The 16887-nt window shown below is 59.7% G+C and carries 17 protein-coding genes; 5 read left to right on the top strand and 12 right to left on the bottom strand.

Going from position 1 to position 16887, the window contains the following annotated elements; all coding sequences use genetic code 11:
- Positions 1–57: 57 nt before the first annotated feature.
- From ygaH to HEP82_RS15900, 8 genes are all read right to left on the bottom strand, one after another.
- Positions 58–399, bottom strand: coding sequence for an L-valine transporter subunit YgaH (ygaH, locus tag HEP82_RS15935; protein WP_192458986.1), 342 nt, complete (start codon positions 397–399; stop codon positions 58–60).
- On the bottom strand, positions 396–1148 hold the full coding sequence (locus HEP82_RS15930) for an AzlC family ABC transporter permease (RefSeq protein WP_331252928.1): 753 nt from the start codon (positions 1146–1148) through the stop codon (positions 396–398). Before HEP82_RS15930 ends, ygaH begins: the two co-directional genes overlap by 4 nt.
- A gap of 173 nt (positions 1149–1321) precedes the next feature.
- A complete protein-coding gene (locus HEP82_RS15925) occupies positions 1322–2521 on the bottom strand; it encodes an MFS transporter (protein WP_192458985.1) in 1200 nt (399 codons plus the stop codon).
- 98 nt (positions 2522–2619) lie between these two features.
- Complete coding sequence (locus tag HEP82_RS15920) at positions 2620–2808, bottom strand: hypothetical protein (protein ID WP_192458984.1); 189 nt, start codon at positions 2806–2808, stop codon at positions 2620–2622.
- Positions 2809–2901: 93 nt separating this feature from the next.
- Entirely contained in the window at positions 2902–3897 is a 996-nt protein-coding gene (gene proX / locus HEP82_RS15915; RefSeq protein ID WP_192458983.1) for a glycine betaine/L-proline ABC transporter substrate-binding protein ProX, read from the bottom strand.
- A gap of 77 nt (positions 3898–3974) precedes the next feature.
- On the bottom strand, positions 3975–5153 hold the full coding sequence (proW, locus tag HEP82_RS15910) for a glycine betaine/L-proline ABC transporter permease ProW (RefSeq protein WP_192458982.1): 1179 nt from the start codon (positions 5151–5153) through the stop codon (positions 3975–3977).
- Positions 5146–6348 (bottom strand): glycine betaine/L-proline ABC transporter ATP-binding protein ProV, encoded by a 1203-nt coding sequence (proV, locus tag HEP82_RS15905; RefSeq protein WP_192458981.1) that lies wholly within the window; start codon positions 6346–6348, stop codon positions 5146–5148. Before proV ends, proW begins: the two co-directional genes overlap by 8 nt.
- A gap of 597 nt (positions 6349–6945) precedes the next feature.
- The gene (locus tag HEP82_RS15900) at positions 6946–8427 is read right to left on the bottom strand and encodes an NCS1 family nucleobase:cation symporter-1 (RefSeq protein ID WP_192458980.1); all 1482 of its coding nucleotides are present in this window, start codon (positions 8425–8427) and stop codon (positions 6946–6948) included.
- A 154-nt stretch (positions 8428–8581) separates the two neighbouring features.
- Here HEP82_RS15900 and HEP82_RS15895 point away from each other — a divergent pair, with 154 nt between their 5' ends.
- From HEP82_RS15895 to puuE, 3 genes are read left to right on the top strand one after another with little or no spacing between them, the layout of a single operon-like run.
- Positions 8582–9304, top strand: a complete 723-nt coding sequence (locus HEP82_RS15895) for a GntR family transcriptional regulator (RefSeq protein WP_192458979.1) — start codon at positions 8582–8584, stop codon at positions 9302–9304.
- On the top strand, positions 9304–10038 hold the full coding sequence (locus tag HEP82_RS15890; protein ID WP_192458999.1) for an aspartate/glutamate racemase family protein: 735 nt from the start codon (positions 9304–9306) through the stop codon (positions 10036–10038). The genes HEP82_RS15895 and HEP82_RS15890 overlap by 1 nt, the downstream gene beginning before the upstream one ends.
- Positions 10039–10068: 30 nt before the next feature.
- Entirely contained in the window at positions 10069–11019 is a 951-nt protein-coding gene (puuE, locus tag HEP82_RS15885; protein ID WP_192458978.1) for an allantoinase PuuE, read from the top strand.
- A 158-nt stretch (positions 11020–11177) separates the two neighbouring features.
- On the opposite strand, the gene hpxZ is transcribed toward puuE, so the two are convergent.
- The 4 genes from hpxZ to HEP82_RS15865 form a co-directional block, all read right to left on the bottom strand.
- Entirely contained in the window at positions 11178–11558 is a 381-nt protein-coding gene (gene hpxZ / locus HEP82_RS15880) for an oxalurate catabolism protein HpxZ (RefSeq protein WP_407938300.1), read from the bottom strand.
- Entirely contained in the window at positions 11558–12967 is a 1410-nt protein-coding gene (locus HEP82_RS15875) for an AtzE family amidohydrolase (RefSeq protein ID WP_192458977.1), read from the bottom strand. The genes hpxZ and HEP82_RS15875 overlap by 1 nt, the downstream gene beginning before the upstream one ends.
- Entirely contained in the window at positions 12964–13161 is a 198-nt protein-coding gene (gene hpxX, locus HEP82_RS15870) for an oxalurate catabolism protein HpxX (RefSeq protein WP_192458976.1), read from the bottom strand. The genes HEP82_RS15875 and hpxX overlap by 4 nt, the downstream gene beginning before the upstream one ends.
- A gap of 64 nt (positions 13162–13225) precedes the next feature.
- On the bottom strand, positions 13226–14815 hold the full coding sequence (locus HEP82_RS15865; RefSeq protein ID WP_192458975.1) for a gamma-glutamyltransferase family protein: 1590 nt from the start codon (positions 14813–14815) through the stop codon (positions 13226–13228).
- Between the two features lie 163 nt (positions 14816–14978).
- Here HEP82_RS15865 and HEP82_RS15860 point away from each other — a divergent pair, with 163 nt between their 5' ends.
- Entirely contained in the window at positions 14979–15818 is an 840-nt protein-coding gene (locus HEP82_RS15860; RefSeq protein WP_192458974.1) for a MurR/RpiR family transcriptional regulator, read from the top strand.
- A gap of 274 nt (positions 15819–16092) precedes the next feature.
- Entirely contained in the window at positions 16093–16884 is a 792-nt protein-coding gene (locus HEP82_RS15855) for a transporter substrate-binding domain-containing protein (protein WP_192458973.1), read from the top strand.
- Positions 16885–16887: the final 3 nt, after the last annotated feature.

The raw sequence follows: 16887 nt of genomic DNA, 5'->3' as shown, positions 1-16887 counted from the left end.
GGCTGCATGACGGATTTTTTTCCTCGACCGGTATGTCAGTCACCTTCGGTTTTCCGTTCAAAGCGACATGAGGAGCACTTTGAACATCACGCCATAGCACAGCGCACCGAAGAGCGTGGCGAGTACAATGCTGCGGGTTTTATAAAAACAGATCGTCAGCGAGGCAAATCCTACCAGTGTTGGCGGCCACTGTTCCGGGTGACGCAATACGGTTGGAATGCCGGAAACGATCAGCAAGGCACAGATGGAGGCGATACCGATGCTGTCGAGCAGTAGCGCGCTCTTCCCCCGTCGCAACGTGTTGGATGCTCGCAACGTACCCAGCCGCAAGGGCAGGTAGCGGAATCCGAAGTTGACAAGTCCCACGATTAAACCAATAAGCAATATTGATGTGTTCATCGGGTTTCTCCGGTTGCGAGCGGCCCTGGCAGTAGCGACGCCAGGCAGCCGAAGCCGATCCCCAGCAAAATGGCTGCCGGGATAGAAAACAGCGTCAGTCCCAGCAGTGCGCCGCCAAGCGCGGCGATGACCACTGGGCTCTGGTGCCGTTTGAACGAGGCGAGCAGAAAGCTCAAAAACAGCGCCGGCAGCATGAAGGTCAGCGCGGCCTCGATAGCGGGATAGTCCTGTAGTGGCCCGTTACCGAACAACGCGCCGACTGCCGTACCGATCCCCCAGGACAGCCAGGCGCTCAGCGCCACCGCCAGCATCCAGGGCTCGCTCCAGCGGCGATTGTTTTTGGCCAGCCGTGTCGTGGCTGCCGCAAACACTTCATCGGTCAGGCCGAACCCCCACAGCGCGGTTTTCCCCGTAGGCAGGCGTTGCAAAATACGCTGGCGCAGCGATGGGCCGTACAGCACATGCCGCACATCCATCGCCATCACGGTCAGTGCGGCGACCCAAATGGACGCGCCGGCGCTCAATAACGCGGTAATGACGAACTGACTGGCGCCTGCGTAAATCACGGCGGAAAGATAAATCGCTTCCAGCGGAGTGAACCCTAATTTGACGGCGTTCATGCCGAAAGCGAAAGACGCGGGCAGATAACCGATCACGATCGGCAAGCTGTCGAACAACCCTTCGGCGAAGGTTGCCCCCGTTGGCTGAGGGATATCGTCATTATGTGGTGATTGAAGTGTGGAATTCACGGCTGTTCAACTCATTGCTGGGTGATGTGTTGTCACGTAATGATTCGTCTGTCCGGCAGGCCGGAAGACATCGCACCGCGCCATCGCACATCATGCGGGCGCACCCTGTTTGTCGGCGCTTATCATAGGCGCAAAGATCGTCAAAACCTAGCAGCCCCCGCGCTGGCCTCGCTTCATCTCTCTGTATCGGCAGCTATTTCGTGGCGTTGACCGAACCGCCATACCAGTAAACCCAGCAGACTGACGACACTGCCGGTAATGGAAACCCCTAACCAACCGAAGTGTTGATAGGCCGTGGCGGAAATCAGTGAACCGAGCGCGCCGCCGATGAAATACAGCGTCATGTATCCGGCGGTAACGCGGTTGCGCGCGTCGGGCATCAGGCGGTACATCACGCTCTGGTTGGTGACATGCACGCCCTGCACCGCCATGTCCAGCACGACGATACCGAGCAATAACGGCGCTATCTGACTCACGCCCGCCGCGATGGGCAGCCAGGAGAGCGCCAGCAACAGCAGGCCGATGCTGGTGGTCAATCGAGCTTTCCCTTTGTCGACCAAGCGTCCGGCGCGGCCTGCCGCCAGCGCACCTGCTGCGCCGGCCAGACCGAACAGCCCGATCACGCCTTCCGAATAGTGGTAAGGCGCGGCGGACAGCAGAAATGCCATGGACGTCCACAGCATGCTGAAATTACAGAATACGATAGCGCCCAGCGCGGAACGGATGCGCAACAACGGCGTTTCCCGGAACAGCTGGACGATGGAAAACAGCAGTTGGGGGTAGTTCAGATGGGTTGTTTGGCGGTAACGCGGTAATGCCCGCCACATCAACACCGCCATGCCGATCATCAACAGGCTGGCGACCCAGTAAACGGTGCGCCAATCGCCCAGCGAGGCCAGTGCACCGGCCAGCGTCCGCGCCAGCAGGATCCCCAACAACAGGCCGCTCATAATGGTACCCACCACCTTACCGCGCGTTTCCGGCGTGGCCAGCGTCGCCGCCAGCGGAACCAGAATTTGCGCCACCACGGAGAACAACCCGGTGATGGCGGTACCGGCCACCATCAGCCATAAGGTCGGCGACGATGCGGTAATCAGCATGCCGGCGGCGGCCAGTAGCGTCATGACGACAATGAGCCCACGGCGTTCGAACATATCCCCCAGCGGCACCAGAAACAGCAGGCCGCAGGCATAGCCCAACTGGGCAGCGGTCACAATAAATCCTGCCTGATTGACGGAGAGCTGGAACGCATGGGCGATGGCATCCAACAACGGCTGAGCATAGTAGTTACTGGCGACGGCCAGGCCGGTTGCCGAAGACATCAGCAGGATCAAGGCTGGGCTCAGGACGACTGAGGGGGGCTGTGCAGGCATGGTTATGGTGAGTTCGGTGTGGAGAAGAAGGGCGCCAGTATCAAACAGCTTGTGCAGCGATGCCAGTAAATTGGTTTGATTTTTTTGATATATAAGAATTAATTATCGACTAACGGCGTTATCGCCAGCATAGTCTGCCAGCCTGGCGTCGGGGCCAATCCAGCGCCGGAATCATGAGCCAGATTGAGACCGCGTAGCCGATGCAGGTAAGCGCTCGCTATTGTTGTGCAACGTGCCGGTCGGCGGCGCAAGCTGTAGAGCGCGGCAGTGACCGATACCGAACGCATTGCGCATCCGGTATCGGTGGGGCGCCCCACTCCAGTGCCTCGTCGTTCCAGAATATCGCGCCTGCTACGGCGTCGGTTCCGGTGAGGGAAGGCTTACTTCACCGCGGAAAGGGCATTACTGATCCAGCCGTCGAACTGCGCCTGATGCGCCTTGATCCAACCGTCTACATGGCGCTGGATATCTTGTTGCGACGCCTCGCCCTGGTGCATGCGCAGATTCTGGGCGTTGATATCGGCGATCGGCAACGTCATAACGGCAAACAGTCTGGCCGCGGCCGGATTTCTTTCCGCCCATGCTTTGTTGGCGACAATATGCATATTGTTCACCGGGAAGCCGTAATTCGCACCGTTAGGCAGCCGGGTATCAATATTCTTCTGGGCACCCGGCAGTGAGGAGAACGGCACCTGCAGCCATACCACGTCGCGTCCCGGTACCAGCACATCGCTGACCCAGTACGGCGTCCAGGTATAGTAGAGGATCGGTTTTCCTTGTTTGTAACGGGTAATCGTGTCGGCAATCATGGCGGCGTAGTTGCCCTGATTGTGCGTGACGGTCTGTTCAAGCTGGTAGGCGGGTAACTGGTGGTTGATCACCGCCTCGCAACCCCAGCCTGGTGTGCAACCGGTCAGGTCGGCTTTTCCGTCGCCATTGGTGTCGAAGAGCTGTGCCAGCTTCGGGTCTTTCAATTGATCGATACGGGTAATGTGGTATTGCTCCGCCGTCTTGCGGTCGATCAGGTAGCCCTGTGCCGCGCCGGAAACATACGTACCTTGCCGGTAAAATGTGTTGTCGCCGCCGGCTGCGCGATACATATCACTATGCAGTGGTTGCCAGTTGACGGCGGTGAACGTGGCGTCGCCGTTGGCGATCGAGGTATAACCGACGTTGTAGTCCACTTCGCTGGGTGTATCGACGTGATAGCCCAGTTTTTCCAGCGCTCGGCTAACCAGCAACGTCTGGAAGGATTCTTCCGCCATCGGGCTCTGAATCGGTTTGACCGTTATCCCTTTGCCGGGCAGATCGGCCGCGTAGCTTGACAGCGTCAGTAGCGAACCAAAGGCAAGCGTTGCCATGTTGAAATAGCGCATTGTCGTTGTTCCTTTATGGTGGCGAGTATTGACCGACGGCGTGTTGACGCCGTCGGCGAGGAGGCGGGCGTGGAACGTCAGGCTTTGACGAACGGACGCATCAGCAAACCGACGGGGCCGCGCATATACCAGCGCTGCGGGCCGCGGTTGCGGGCGTCTCGGCCCAGAGATTGAGTGAGCCGGTCGAGAATGATGGCCAACACCACGATGCCGACGCCGCCGATGGATGCCAGGCCCATATCCAGTCGGCCGATGCCGCGCAGCACCATCTGCCCCAGCCCTCCTACGGCGATCATGGACGCGATCACCACCATCGACAGCGCCAGCATCAGCGTCTGATTGACGCCTGCCATGATGGTGGGCATCGCCAGCGGCAGTTTCACCTTGAACAGCATCTGCCGTGGGCTGGCGCCGAAGGATTCCGCCGCTTCCACCAAATCCGCCGGTACCTGGCGAATGCCGAGGATGGTCAGGCGAACGATCGGCGGCAGCGCAAAAATGATGGTGACGACCACGCCGGGCACGTTGCCGATACCGAACAGCATGACGATCGGTACCAGATAGACGAATGCCGGGGTGGTTTGCATGGCATCCAGCAACGGTCGCACCACACGGGCGGCGCGCTGGCTATGGGATAGCCAAACGCCCAATGGCAGGCCGATGAGCAGGCAGAAGAATAGCGCGGTCAGCACCAGCGATAGGGTGATCATCGCCTGCGACCAGGCGCCGATGGCACCGATGACGATCAACGCCAACAATGTGGCCGCCCCCATGCCGGCGCTGGCAATCTGCCAGGCCAACAGGGAAAACAGCAGGATGGCGACGGGCGCCGGAATGCCGGTCAGCAACTGTTGGAAAGCATTCAGGATGATGTCCACCGGCATCCGGATCCCCTGAAACAGCGGGCGAAAGTGCAACACCAGCCAGTCGATCCCGTCTGTGACCCAACGGTCGAGCGGCACCAACGTGTGGTGGAACGGATCAAGCGGATTGAACGCCGTATCCGTGTTAGCGGGTGCGTTATTCAGCCAGTCTGCACTCTGCGGCGGGGCATCGGCAGTTGGCGGGCTGTGCAACGGTGGATTGTTGTGCAATGGGTCGACCGAGGTTGGCGCACTGCCGGGCGTTGTGGCCCAGGGATCCGATGCGGGGGATGCGCTGGCCGGCTGGCCGAGCGTCGCCCAGGGATCCGCCGTCTGGCTGGCGGTATCCCCGCTCAGCGTTTCGTTCAGGTTTGGGTTTTGCGTATCAGCCATGTAGCGAGCCCTCCTTATCCAGCGCCTGCAGCAACATCCCTTTGGAGATGATGCCAAGATATTCATGGTGTTCTCCGACGACCGGCACCGCACAGGGTGCCTGCGCCACCTGAGAGATCAGTTCGCTGAGCGGCATGCTGGCGGAGACAGCCGCCGGCGCGGGTAACAATGCCTGCTCCAACGGCTGTTGCGCCTGCAGCGCTTGTTTGAGTGAATCGAGGGAAACGACGCCGATAAATTTCTGACCGCGTTCCAGCACATAGCCGTACTCGCGATCTTCTTGCTGCAATATTTTCAATGCTGAACGCGGCCCTACGCCCGGAATTTTACGGATCAATGCCACGGGCCGACGGCGGACGATATCGCCAGCGCTGAACACTTGGCTGACGTCTACGCCGCGGAAAAAGGCGCGGACATAGTCGTTCGTCGGGTTGTTGAGGATCTCATCCGGCGTACCGACCTGAATCACTTCGCCGCTATGCATGATGGCGATGCGATCGCCGATGCGCATCGCTTCGTCGAGATCGTGGGAAATAAAGACGATAGTGCGTTGTTGTCGCGCCTGCAGGCGGATCAACTCGTCCTGCATTTCAGTACGAATCAACGGGTCAAGCGCCGAAAATGCCTCGTCCATCAGCAGGATGTCCGGGTCGTTGGCCAATGCCCGCGCCAGACCGACGCGCTGGCGCATGCCGCCGGAGAGCGCGTCGGGATAGGCGTGGGCATAGGTTTCCAGCCCAACCTGTTGCAGCGCGGCGATCGCCTTCTGTTCGCGTTCGGCGCGCGGCACCCCGGCCAGATCCATGCCGAAGGCGGTATTGTCGAGAATATTGAGATGAGGCATCAGCGCGAACGACTGAAATACCATGCTGATTTTTTTACGCCGAACCTCACGTAGTGCACTGTCGGGCAGACGGGAAATATCCGCGCCATCGATCAGCACTTGCCCGCGGGTCGGTTCGATCAGGCGATTGAGAAGGCGTACCAGCGTGGATTTACCGGAACCGGATAATCCCATGATCACGAAAATCTCGCCTTCTTCAATGGCCAGACTGGCATTTTTCACCCCGACAGTCAGACCGGTTTTTTTGAAAATCTGATCTTTGTTCAGACCTTTATCAATAAGTTTAAATGCCCGGTCAGGGTGGTCGCCAAATATTTTATACAGAGACTTTATTTCAAGTTTAATTGCCATGTAATGAAAGGTTTCCTATGGGGTTTATCGTGCGATAGTGTTGTCCTGTGAATGGATGAGACTGTTATTACCCTAGCATACTGAGCGTCGATGACAACCCTTGGTCTGAGGTTTTCAATATTTATCACACAATATAAACCGTGTTTTTTTGATAATTCATTAAGGGTTTTTTATATTTAATGTGTTGTTTTTAATTGATTAATTAATGATTGTTCTTATTCGAGAGATATTGCGATAAGTTCGGTGTTTACATGAATATTAATTGACGGGTTGAAGACGGAATTTTGACTAGGAATTATCTCGTTTTTATCTTTTTTGGTTATTGTTTGGAGTCATTAAAATACCGTTTATGGAATTGTTCTTTGCGAAGAATAATGGGGCGTTTAGCGGTTTGAATATACCTGCATTATTGGGGAGTTTGGGGGGGATAATACGGCTTGCCATTGATGGCAATGAGCGCGATATGAAAGGCCTTATCCTGCGATAAACCGAGCGCATTATCACCAGCCCTCAGGCGGAATTGTATCGATGAAGAAAATGCCATCGACGCACTGGTGGCGTCGATGGCGAGGAGAACGTGTGAACCTTGGCGGCAGGTTACTCTTTACCCAGCGCCAACCCGGACATAAACGCAGTGGGCGACTGCGCCCGTTCGTGGCGAGCCAGATAACGGTAACAACCCGCCCCCAATGCCACGCCGATAAACCAGCTGAAATTGGCGACGTCATGCCAGGCGGGAATGAAGCTGATCACTAGGCCTATCGCTACTGACGGGAGCAATGCCAGCACTGCGTTGGGATTGACGCCGTTGCGATACCAGTAACGGCCGCCCGGCGCATCGTTGAACAGCGCATCCACGTCAACCTTGCTGCCTTTGATGAGATAGAAGTCGGCCAGCAGAATGCCGAACAACGGGCCGATAAAAGCGCCCAGCACATCCAGCGTGTAGTGGATCAGCTCCGGGGACTGGAACAGGTTCCACGGCGTCAGCAGTACCGAGCCTACCGCGGCAATCATGCCGCCGGTGCGAAAGCTGATGCGCTGCGGCGCGCAGTTGGAGAAATCGAACGCCGGCGAAACAAAGTTAGCGACGATGTTGATGCCGATAGTGGCGATGATCATGGTCAGCAAGCCGAGTGCCACCGCCACGCTACTGCCGACACGGCTGACGGTCTCGATCGGGTCGGTAATCATCTGCCCGAACAGCGACTGGGTGCCGGAGACGATCACCACGGTGACGATGGAGAACAGCAGAAAGTTGAACGGCAGCCCCCAGCGGTTGCCGCGACGAATTTCTCCCATGCTTTTGCCGTAGCGGGAAAAGTCGCCGAAGTTCAGCAACGGCCCGGAGAAATAGGAAACGACCAGTGCGGTGGCGGTGATCATCTGCCAGAGCTGTTCGCCGCCACTGAGCGACTTGCTGCCCAGCGTGAATGAAATACTGCTCAACCCTGTTTTGTATACAATCCATGTGGCCAATGCCAACATGACGATATAGACCGCCGGGCCGGCGACATCGATAAAACGCTTGATGGCGCTCATGCCGTGCCAGAACACCATCGCCTGCAACAGCCACATAATACCGAAGCAGATCCAGCCCAGCGCAGACAGCCCGAGCCAATGCGGCTGCGTCAGCGGCGTCAGCGCGGGATAGAACTTCAGCGCCACCAGCATCAGCGCATTGGCGGCCAGATACGTCTGGATGCCGTACCAGGCGAAAGCGATCAGCCCGCGGATCACCGCCGGAATATTGGCGCCGAACACGCCGAAGGCCTGACGGCTGATCACCGCATAGGGTACGCCGCTCATCTGGCTGGGTTTGGCGACCAGATTGGCACACAGTTGCACGATGCAGATGCCCGCCAGCAGGCATAGCAGTACCTGCCAGCTGGCCAACCCCAGTGTGAAGAAACTGGCGGCGACCACATAGCCGCCCATACTGTGTACATCCGACATCCAGAACGAGAATATGTTGTACCAAGACCAGTTCTGTTCCCGCGTTGGCGCCAGATCCTCATTACACAGTCTGGGGCTGTAATGCGCCGGGCTCTTCCCGGTTGTGATAGTCGTTTCTGGCATGGAATCTGCTCCTCTTGTCTGCGATGAGAAATGGAATATTGTTGATACAGGCAAGCGGTGTATTGCAGGAATTGGGCCACAATATGAGTTTTTGTATACATTAAGTGATGTTTGTGTATACGATTTTCTGACGATGTGACAACGGAATAACGCAATGAACTATACCTACGGTCTCGATAAGGAGACTTTTTTTGAGCAAAAAGATGAGGTTATCTATCAGGCGCTGTTGAATGCCATCGTAGAGCATCATTTATTGCCGGGCACCCGGCTGCCGGAAGAGGCGCTGGCGGACGTGTTCGGCGTCAGCCGCACCGGGATCCGCAAAGTGCTACAGCGTCTTGCCACTGTGCAAGTGATCACCCTGCTGCCCAAACGTGGTGCACAGGTGGCGACGCCTACCGTGCAGGAAGCGCGCGATATCTTTCAGACCCGCTGCCTGATGGAGTGCGCCAACCTGCCGCAGGTGGTGGCGCACTGCCAATCGACCCATCTGGTTGGTCTGGCGTCGCTGATCGCCGATGAGGAGAAAGCACATCAGGATCACAACGGCGCCGAGGCGATCCGTCTTTCCGCCGCGTTTCATATTCAACTGCAGGCCATATCCGGCAACCATGTCCTCGCTGGTCTGGTCTCGCAACTCACGCTGCGTTCATCGTTGGTGATTGCCGCTTACGGTGCGCCGTGGCAGCAAGGGTGTCGCTGCCATGATCATCAGGATCTGTTGGCACTGCTGCGAACCGGCGATCTACCGGGGCTGACCGCCGCGATGCAACAGCATTTCGATGAGATCGTCGCTAGCTTGCGTTTTGATCGCGATGAAGAGGTCGCGCCGGATTTTCATCGTCTGTTCGGGCATCTCAATGAGGAGAAAGCGTGATGGCCTGCGTGATCCAGGTGATTAACCCCAACACCAGCCTGGCGATGACCGACACCATCGCCGGCGCGGCGCGGCGGGCGGCAGCGCCGGGCACTGAAATCGCGGCGGTTTGCCCGTCGCAGGGAGTGCCTTCCATCGAAGGGCATTTTGATGAAGCAGTGGCGACGTTAGGCGTGCTGGAGCAGGTACGCCTCGGCAAGGCGCAGGGCGTCGACGGGCACATCATCGCCTGCTTCGGCGATCCGGGTCTGCTGGCGGCGCGGGAACTGGCGCGTGCGCCGGTGGTCGGTATCGCCGAGGCGGCGATGCATATGGCGACGCTGGTGGCGACACGTTTTTCCATTGTCACCACGCTGCCGCGCACGCTGGTGATCGCCCGGCATCTGCTGCAGCGCTACGGTTTTGAACACCATTGCGCGGCGTTGCACGCGATCGACCTGCCGGTACAGGCGCTGGAGGATCCGCACGGCATGGCGCAGCACAAAGTACGGGAGCAGTGTATCCAGGCCCGGCGTCAGGATGGCTGCGGCGCGATCGTACTGGGCTGCGGCGGCATGGCGGATTTGGCGCAGACGCTGACGCGGGAACTGGACATGCCGGTGATCGACGGCGTCAGCGCGGCGGTCAAGATGGTGGAAGCGCTGGCGGGGCTTGGGCTTTCCACCAGCAAGCACGGCGATCTCGACTATCCGCTAGATAAACCCTTGACCGGCGCCTTCAGCCATCTGCGCTGATACCCGGCAAGAATGAAGAAGGATGTATCCATGAATACCCTCGCAGACTGGGGGCTCGACCCGGATTACCCGCGTGATCTGATCGGCTATGCGGGCAAACCGCCGTACGCCAACTGGCCGGGGCGCGCACGCATCGCGGTACAATTCGTGCTGAATTATGAAGAAGGCGCGGAAAATAACGTGCTGCACGGCGATGCGGGATCCGAGCAGTTCCTGTCGGATATTATCGGTGCCGCCAGTTATCCCGCGCGCCATATGTCGATGGATTCGCTGTACGAGTACGGCTCCCGCGCCGGTTTCTGGCGTATCCATCAGGAATTTCAGCGCCGGGGCCTGCCGCTGACGGTATTTGGCGTCGCGATGGCGCTGGCGCGCAATCCGGCGGTGACGGCGGCGATCCGTGAGGCGGACTACGATGTGGTCAGCCACGGCTGGCGCTGGATCCACTACCAGGAAATGGATGTGGAGACGGAGCGCCAGCATTTGCGGCGGGCGGTGGCGGTGCAGACCGCGCTGTTCGGTCGGCCGCCGTTAGGGTGGTATACCGGGCGCGACAGCCCGCATACCCGGCAGTTGGTGCTGGAGCACGGCGGCTTTCTGTACGACAGCGACTATTATGGCGACGACCTGCCGTTCTGGATGCCGGTGCAACTGTCGGACGGCGCATTGCGCCCGCACCTGATCATCCCTTATACCCTGGAGACCAACGACATGCGTTTTGCCGCGCCGCAGGGTTTCAACAGCGGCGATCAGTTCTTCACCTACCTGAAAGACAGTTTTGATGTGCTGTACGCTGAAGGTGAAGACGCGCCGAAAATGATGTCGGTGGGCATGCATTGCCGTTTGTTGGGGCGGCCGGGACGTTTCCGGGCGTTGCAGCGCTTCCTTGACTACATCCAGCAACACGATTGGGTGTGGGTCTGCCGTCGTCAGGAGATCGCCGAGCACTGGTATCGGGAACACCCGTACCGCGGCGCCTGATTTTCCATTGCCCATGCGGCGCGTTTGCGTCGCCGATGACTGCCGGGTGTATCACCCGGCGCGTCTTTCTTCGCACAGTGCGGCATCGCGCCGTTTGATCCCGCATTGCCCTGTGCGGTGAACACCGTTTCTGAACGTGCGACGCCGGTGTGCTCCCGTCAGACCATCAGGCTGACGTGAGCGGCGACGATGCGCCAGCCTTGTTCGGTGCGCAACCAGGTCTGCATCTGGCGGCCGATCTTGTCCGTGCCCGCGCGGCGAAACTCGGTGCTGGCCACCGCCATGTCGCGGCCGTAGGTGGTGATCACCGTATTTTGCAGTTGGCGATCCAGCCCGCTTGACGGCCGTGCGGCGCGGAATTCCCGGATTTTCTCGATGCCATACAGGTTTTCCGATGCGCCGTAGCGCACGGTGCGCGCATCGTGCCAGAACAGTTCGTCCAGCACCTCGATATCATTGCCGGTCAACGCTTTTTCGTAGCGATAAAAGGCGGCGGTAACGTCGTCCAAGACCTCGGGCAGGTTGATTTCAATACTCATCAGCGGTTTTCCATCAGGTTGAGGGGGGCAGGCGCCAATGCCTGCGCGATACCTTGTTGCTCCAGGCGCCAGGCGGCCCGTAGCGCCAGATCTTCGCGCCAGGGCGCGGCGATCAGCTGTACGCCGATCGGTAATCCGTGGGCGGCGGTGAGCGGCACCGTGACCACCGGCAGACCGACAAACGAAATCGGCTGGGTCAGCATGCCCATGCTGGCGCGGATCGGTAGGTCGGCGCCGTTGATGCGCATGGTTTCCTGGCCGATCAGCGTGGCGCTGCAAGGGGTCGCCGGGGCAATTAGTAGGTCGGTGTCGGCGAACAGCGCCATCACTTGACGACGGAAATGATCACGGAAGCGCTGGGCCTGTACATACCAGGCCGCCGGGATCATGGCGCCGGCCAGCAAGCGCTCGCGGGATAGCGGTTCAAACAGCTCCGGCATGGCGCGCAGGGCGGGCAGATACAGATTGCCGCCTTCACTGGCGGAGAGCAAAAACGCGGCGGTGCGCGCCAGACTGGCATCCGGCAAGTCGCAGTCGTCGTCCGCCGCCAGCGCGGTCGCCACCCGACGTACCGCATCGGCGGCGTGTTCGTCGCACCCGTCGGCGAAATAGCCGCCCAGTACGCGGCAGCGCAGCGGCGTGTCGTCCGCTAATGCATCGACGGCGGCGATGGCCGGCTGTTCCACTTGAAAACGATCGGCAAGATCACGCCCTTGCAGGGCATCAAACACACAGGCCAGATCCTCAGTGGTGCGGGCCAGCGGGCCGATGTGATCCAGACTGCCGACAAACGGCTGCGTGCCGTGGCGCGACAGGCGGCCGAAGGTGGGTTTCAGGCCAAAGATGCCGCACAGCGACGCGGGCACGCGAATCGAGCCATTGGTGTCGCTGCCGAGTGAGAAGCTCACCAGCCCGGCGGCGACGGCGGCGGCGGAACCGCCGGACGAACCGCCAGCGATGCGGCTAGGATCGTGCGGGTTGCGCGTCGGGCCGTAGTGGCTGTTTTCGGTGGTGAAGCCGTAAGCATAGGCGTCCATGTTCAGCAGGCCGCTCAGTAACGCGCCCGAGCGGCGAAGTTGTTCCACGGCGAAGGCATCTTGCGCGGCGGGCGAGTTCCGGCTGTAGAGGCGCGCCCCCGCCAGTGTGGTTTCACCCGCCACGTCGAACAGGTTTTTGACCGCGTAGGGCACGGCGGCCAGCGGCGGCAGTTGTTGCCCCGTCCGTTGCTGTTCGTCGATAGCAGCGGCTTCCGTCAGCATCCGTTCATGGGTCAGACGGGTGTAGGCGTTAAGCGGCGGATTCAGGCGTTCGATCTGCGCCAGCGTATGCTGCGCGATGTCGACGGCGGACAGGTGCCCCTGCGCCACCTCGTTTTGCAGGGTGCGGATGGAGAGCTGAGTCAGGTTCATGGCCGGTACACTCCCGCCACTTCCTGCCGCGTTTCCAGCGGGTAAGCCATCAGCGGTTGCGCCATCGCGGCGATACGGCTGAACTGCAACTGCAATTCCTGGCGGCGGGCGTCGTCCAGTTCCACCCCCAGCAGGGTTTCCATTTGTTGCAGATAGGCGGCGAGCGCCGCGTTGTCGAGGGCCTGCGTATTCATGGCATCACTCCTTAACTCAAAAAATATGTTGGGGTTTACACGTCGTTCCTGGGTTCGCAAACCGTCAAAATCCGGCAGCGCTGCCGTTGCTGCGCGGATCCGCCGCGCCTTCCAGCATGCCGTTGGGGTGGCGCACGATGGCCCCGGCGTGGCCGACGGTTTCACTGAAACCGGAGAGCAGTTCCACATCGTGCCCCAGCCCGCGCAGCGCCTGCACCGTGGCCGGCTGGAAGCGATCTTCCAGTTTGAGCGTATCGGTGGCCTGGCCCCAGGTTCGCCCCAGCAGCCAGCGCGGTGCGGTGATCGCCTGTTGTAGCGGCATGCGCTGGATGACGTGGCGGGTAAACAGCGCCGCCTGTGTCTGGGGCTGGCCGTCGCCGCCCATCGAGCCGTAGACCAGCGTGCGTCCGTCGGATAACCGTGCCGCCGCCGGGTTTAAGGTGTGGAACGGTTGTTTCCCCGGCGCCAGCGCCAGCAGGTGGTGCGGATCCAGACTGAAAGAGGCGCCGCGGTTCTGCCACAGGACGCCGGTGCCCGGTAGGATCACGCCGCTGCCGAATTCGTGGTAAATGCTCTGGATGAAGGACACCGCCAACCCGTTGCGGTCGCAGGTGCCGAGCCACACGGTATCGCCGGGGCCTTTGCCTTCTCCCCAGGGTGATGCACAGCGGGTATCAACTTTACCGGCCAGTTCATCAAGGTGCTGGCTGCTCAGCAAATCCTGCATGTTCTGGTCGATCAAGCGCGGATCGGTGATGTAGCGATCGCGTAGCCGAAACGCCAGCTTGGTGGCTTCCACCAGGCGGTGGATGGTCTGGCTGTCGCTCAGATCTTCCATATCCAGTCGATCGGTGATGCCGAGGATCGCCAGCGAGACCAGCCCCTGGGTCGGCGGCGCCAGATTGAATACCTCGCCCCGGCTGTGCGCGAGTGTAAGCGGTACGGTACGGCGGGCGCGGTGCGCCGCCAGATCATCAAGTGTGAGCGGCATGTCCAGCGCGGCCATCTGCCGGGCCATCCGCTCCGCCAGCGCGCCGCGGTAGAAGCTGTCGAGCCCGTCGTCTGCCAGCTGCCGCAGCGTCGCGGCCAGGTCGGATTGGATAAAGCGGCTGCCGGTGCGGGGGATCTGCCCCTGCGGCATAAACACCCGGCTGAATTCGGCAAAATCGCACAGCTCGTCATGGCGGCTGGTGAGCGCATCTTCCTGCGACTGAGTGACCGGGATGCCGTCGGCGGCATAGCCGATGGCATCTTCCAATAGCGTCGAGAGCGGCAGCGGGCGGTTTCCACCCAGTTCGGCGGCGCAGGCCAGCGCCTCCTGCCAGCCACTGACGGTGCCCGCGACGGTCAATGCCGCCTGCGCGCCGCGATGGGGAATACGGGCGTGTCCGGCGTAGCGCTGGCGCGTGGCCAGCGAACCGGCGGCGCCGCTGGCGTCAATGGCGATGGGCTCACCTTCCGGCGGCACGATCAGCCAGAAGCCGTCACCGCCGAGGCTGTTCATGTGCGGGTAAACGACGGCGATGGTCGCCGCCGCAGCCACCATCGCCTCAATAGCGTTACCCCCGGCGCGCAGAATGCGCTGGGCGGTGGCGCTGGCGAGGTGATGCGGGGTCACGGCCATGCCCGAGGGGGCGATGTTGCTCTGCATCATGTGAATGATTCTCCGTATGGTCGGGATACCGGTAGGGCGTTCGGCTCGAAATGGTCGATGTTAAGCAAAAGCCGTTCCATCTTTTCCGCTTGCCGTCGGCCTGTCGGTATATGGTAAGGTGCTGCGGTGTTGATAGTATGAAACAAAAGTTGCAGAGGCAGGCATGAAACAGATCGATGAACGGCTACGCAGCCAGTACAGCGCGCTTTCTCCCCAGGAACAGCGGGTGGCGGAGTTTATCTTCGATCATCTGGATGACCTGATTAGCTACAACAGCGCCGAATTGGCGCGGTTGAGCGGGGTATCCAAGGCCACGGTCAGCCGCCTGTTCCGCCGTCTGGGATACCCCAGTTACCGGGAAATGCGCGATGAGCTGCGCACCCTGCGCCAAAGCGGGATGCCATTGACGGACAACCGTGATGCAGTGCAGGGCAACACGTTGTTGGCGCGTCATTACAAGCAAGAAATGGCCAACCTGACGCAATGGGTCAACCAGATCGATCCGCAACAGTTCGGCGCGCTGATTGCCGCGCTGCAACAGGCGCGGCGCGTGTGTATTCTCGGGCTGCGCAACAGTTATCCGGTAGCGTTGCATCTGCGCCAACAGTTATTGCAGATTCGGCCGCAGGTGGCGCTGCTGGCCCAGCCGGGGCAAACGCTGTCGGAAGAGTTGGCGGATCTGGATGCGCAGGATGTGGTGGTGGCGGTGGCGTTTCGCCGTCGTCCGCGGCTGATGCATTCACTGCTGCAACAGCTGCAACAGCGTCAAGTGCCGGTATTGCTGCTGTGCGAGCCACAGGCGCACCTATTGCCGCCGCTGGCGAACTGGACGCTGAGCGCGCCGTTGGACAGTGTTTCCGCCTTTGACAGCTATGCCGCCGCCATGAGTCTGGTCAATTTGATCAGCAATGCATTGCTGCACCAAATGCTGGCGGAGGGGCGGCTGCGCATTCACCAGATCGCCGATCTGTATCAGCAACTGGAAGAGCTGGAACAGCGGTAATGGGGCACCGGACTGGTGCTTATGCACTATTTTGGTTCAATTCATTCCCATGGCTGTGCCCTCCCGATGTGCATTTTTTCGTTTGCTTTTTGACTTTTTCGTCGTGAATTCTGCGCGGTACAACGGCTGGATTCGCGCGTTAATTCCCATCTCTCTTGCTTCCTTTACGTTTTTATAGCTGGCACATATCTTGCTTTTTATTTCTGGAACGTTGGTTTCAGTAATTGCATTGAAGAATCTTTAGTTTCAATCTATCGTAACCGGGGGCAAAGCAATGAATTTCAGAAAAGGTCTTTTGGCAATGGCGGGTGCGGCACTGTTGATCATGCAGGCGGGAAGCGCCATGGCGGATCAATTGCAGGATATTCAGCAGCGCGGCGTGCTGCGTGTCGCGGTGCCACAGGATTTTCCGCCGTTTGGTTCGGTGGGAACCGATCTCCAACCGCAAGGGTATGACATCGACGTGGCGCGTTATCTGGCGAGCGAGATGAAACTAAAGTTGCAGCTGGTGCCAGTGACCAGCGCTAACCGCGTGCCTTACCTGCAAACCGATAAGGTGGATCTGGTGATCTCCAGCTTGGGTAAAAATGCCGAGCGCGAGAAAGTGATTGATTTCAGCCGCGCCTATGCGCCGTTCTTCCTCGGTGTTTTCGGGCCGAAAGCGGGGGATGTGTCGTCGCCGGATGCGTTGCAGGGTAAAACCGTCGGCGTGACCCGCGGCGCGGTGGAAGACATGGTGTTGACCGACATCGCGCCGAAGACGGCCGACGTCAAGCGCTATGAAGACAATAACACCACGCTGTCCGCCTATCTGTCCGGCCAGGTGCAGTATATCGCCACCGGCAACCTGGTGGTGGCGGCCATCGCCGAAAAGAACCCTGCCAAAGCGCCGGTAGCGAAGTTCATGCTTAAGGATTCTCCCTGCTTTATCGGCCTGAAGAAGGATGAACCGGCGCTGAAGGCCAAAGTGAATGAGCTGATTGAGAAAGCCATCAAGGACAACACGCTGAACGGCTTGTCCGAAAAATGGCTGAAGGCGCCGTTGCCGGCCAATCTGGGATCGTAAGGA

Source organism: Musicola keenii (genome assembly GCF_014855505.1).
Lineage (GTDB): Bacteria > Pseudomonadota > Gammaproteobacteria > Enterobacterales > Enterobacteriaceae > Musicola > Musicola paradisiaca.
Note: the sequence above shows the minus strand (reverse complement) of the source record. Positions and strands in the feature narration are given on the sequence as shown.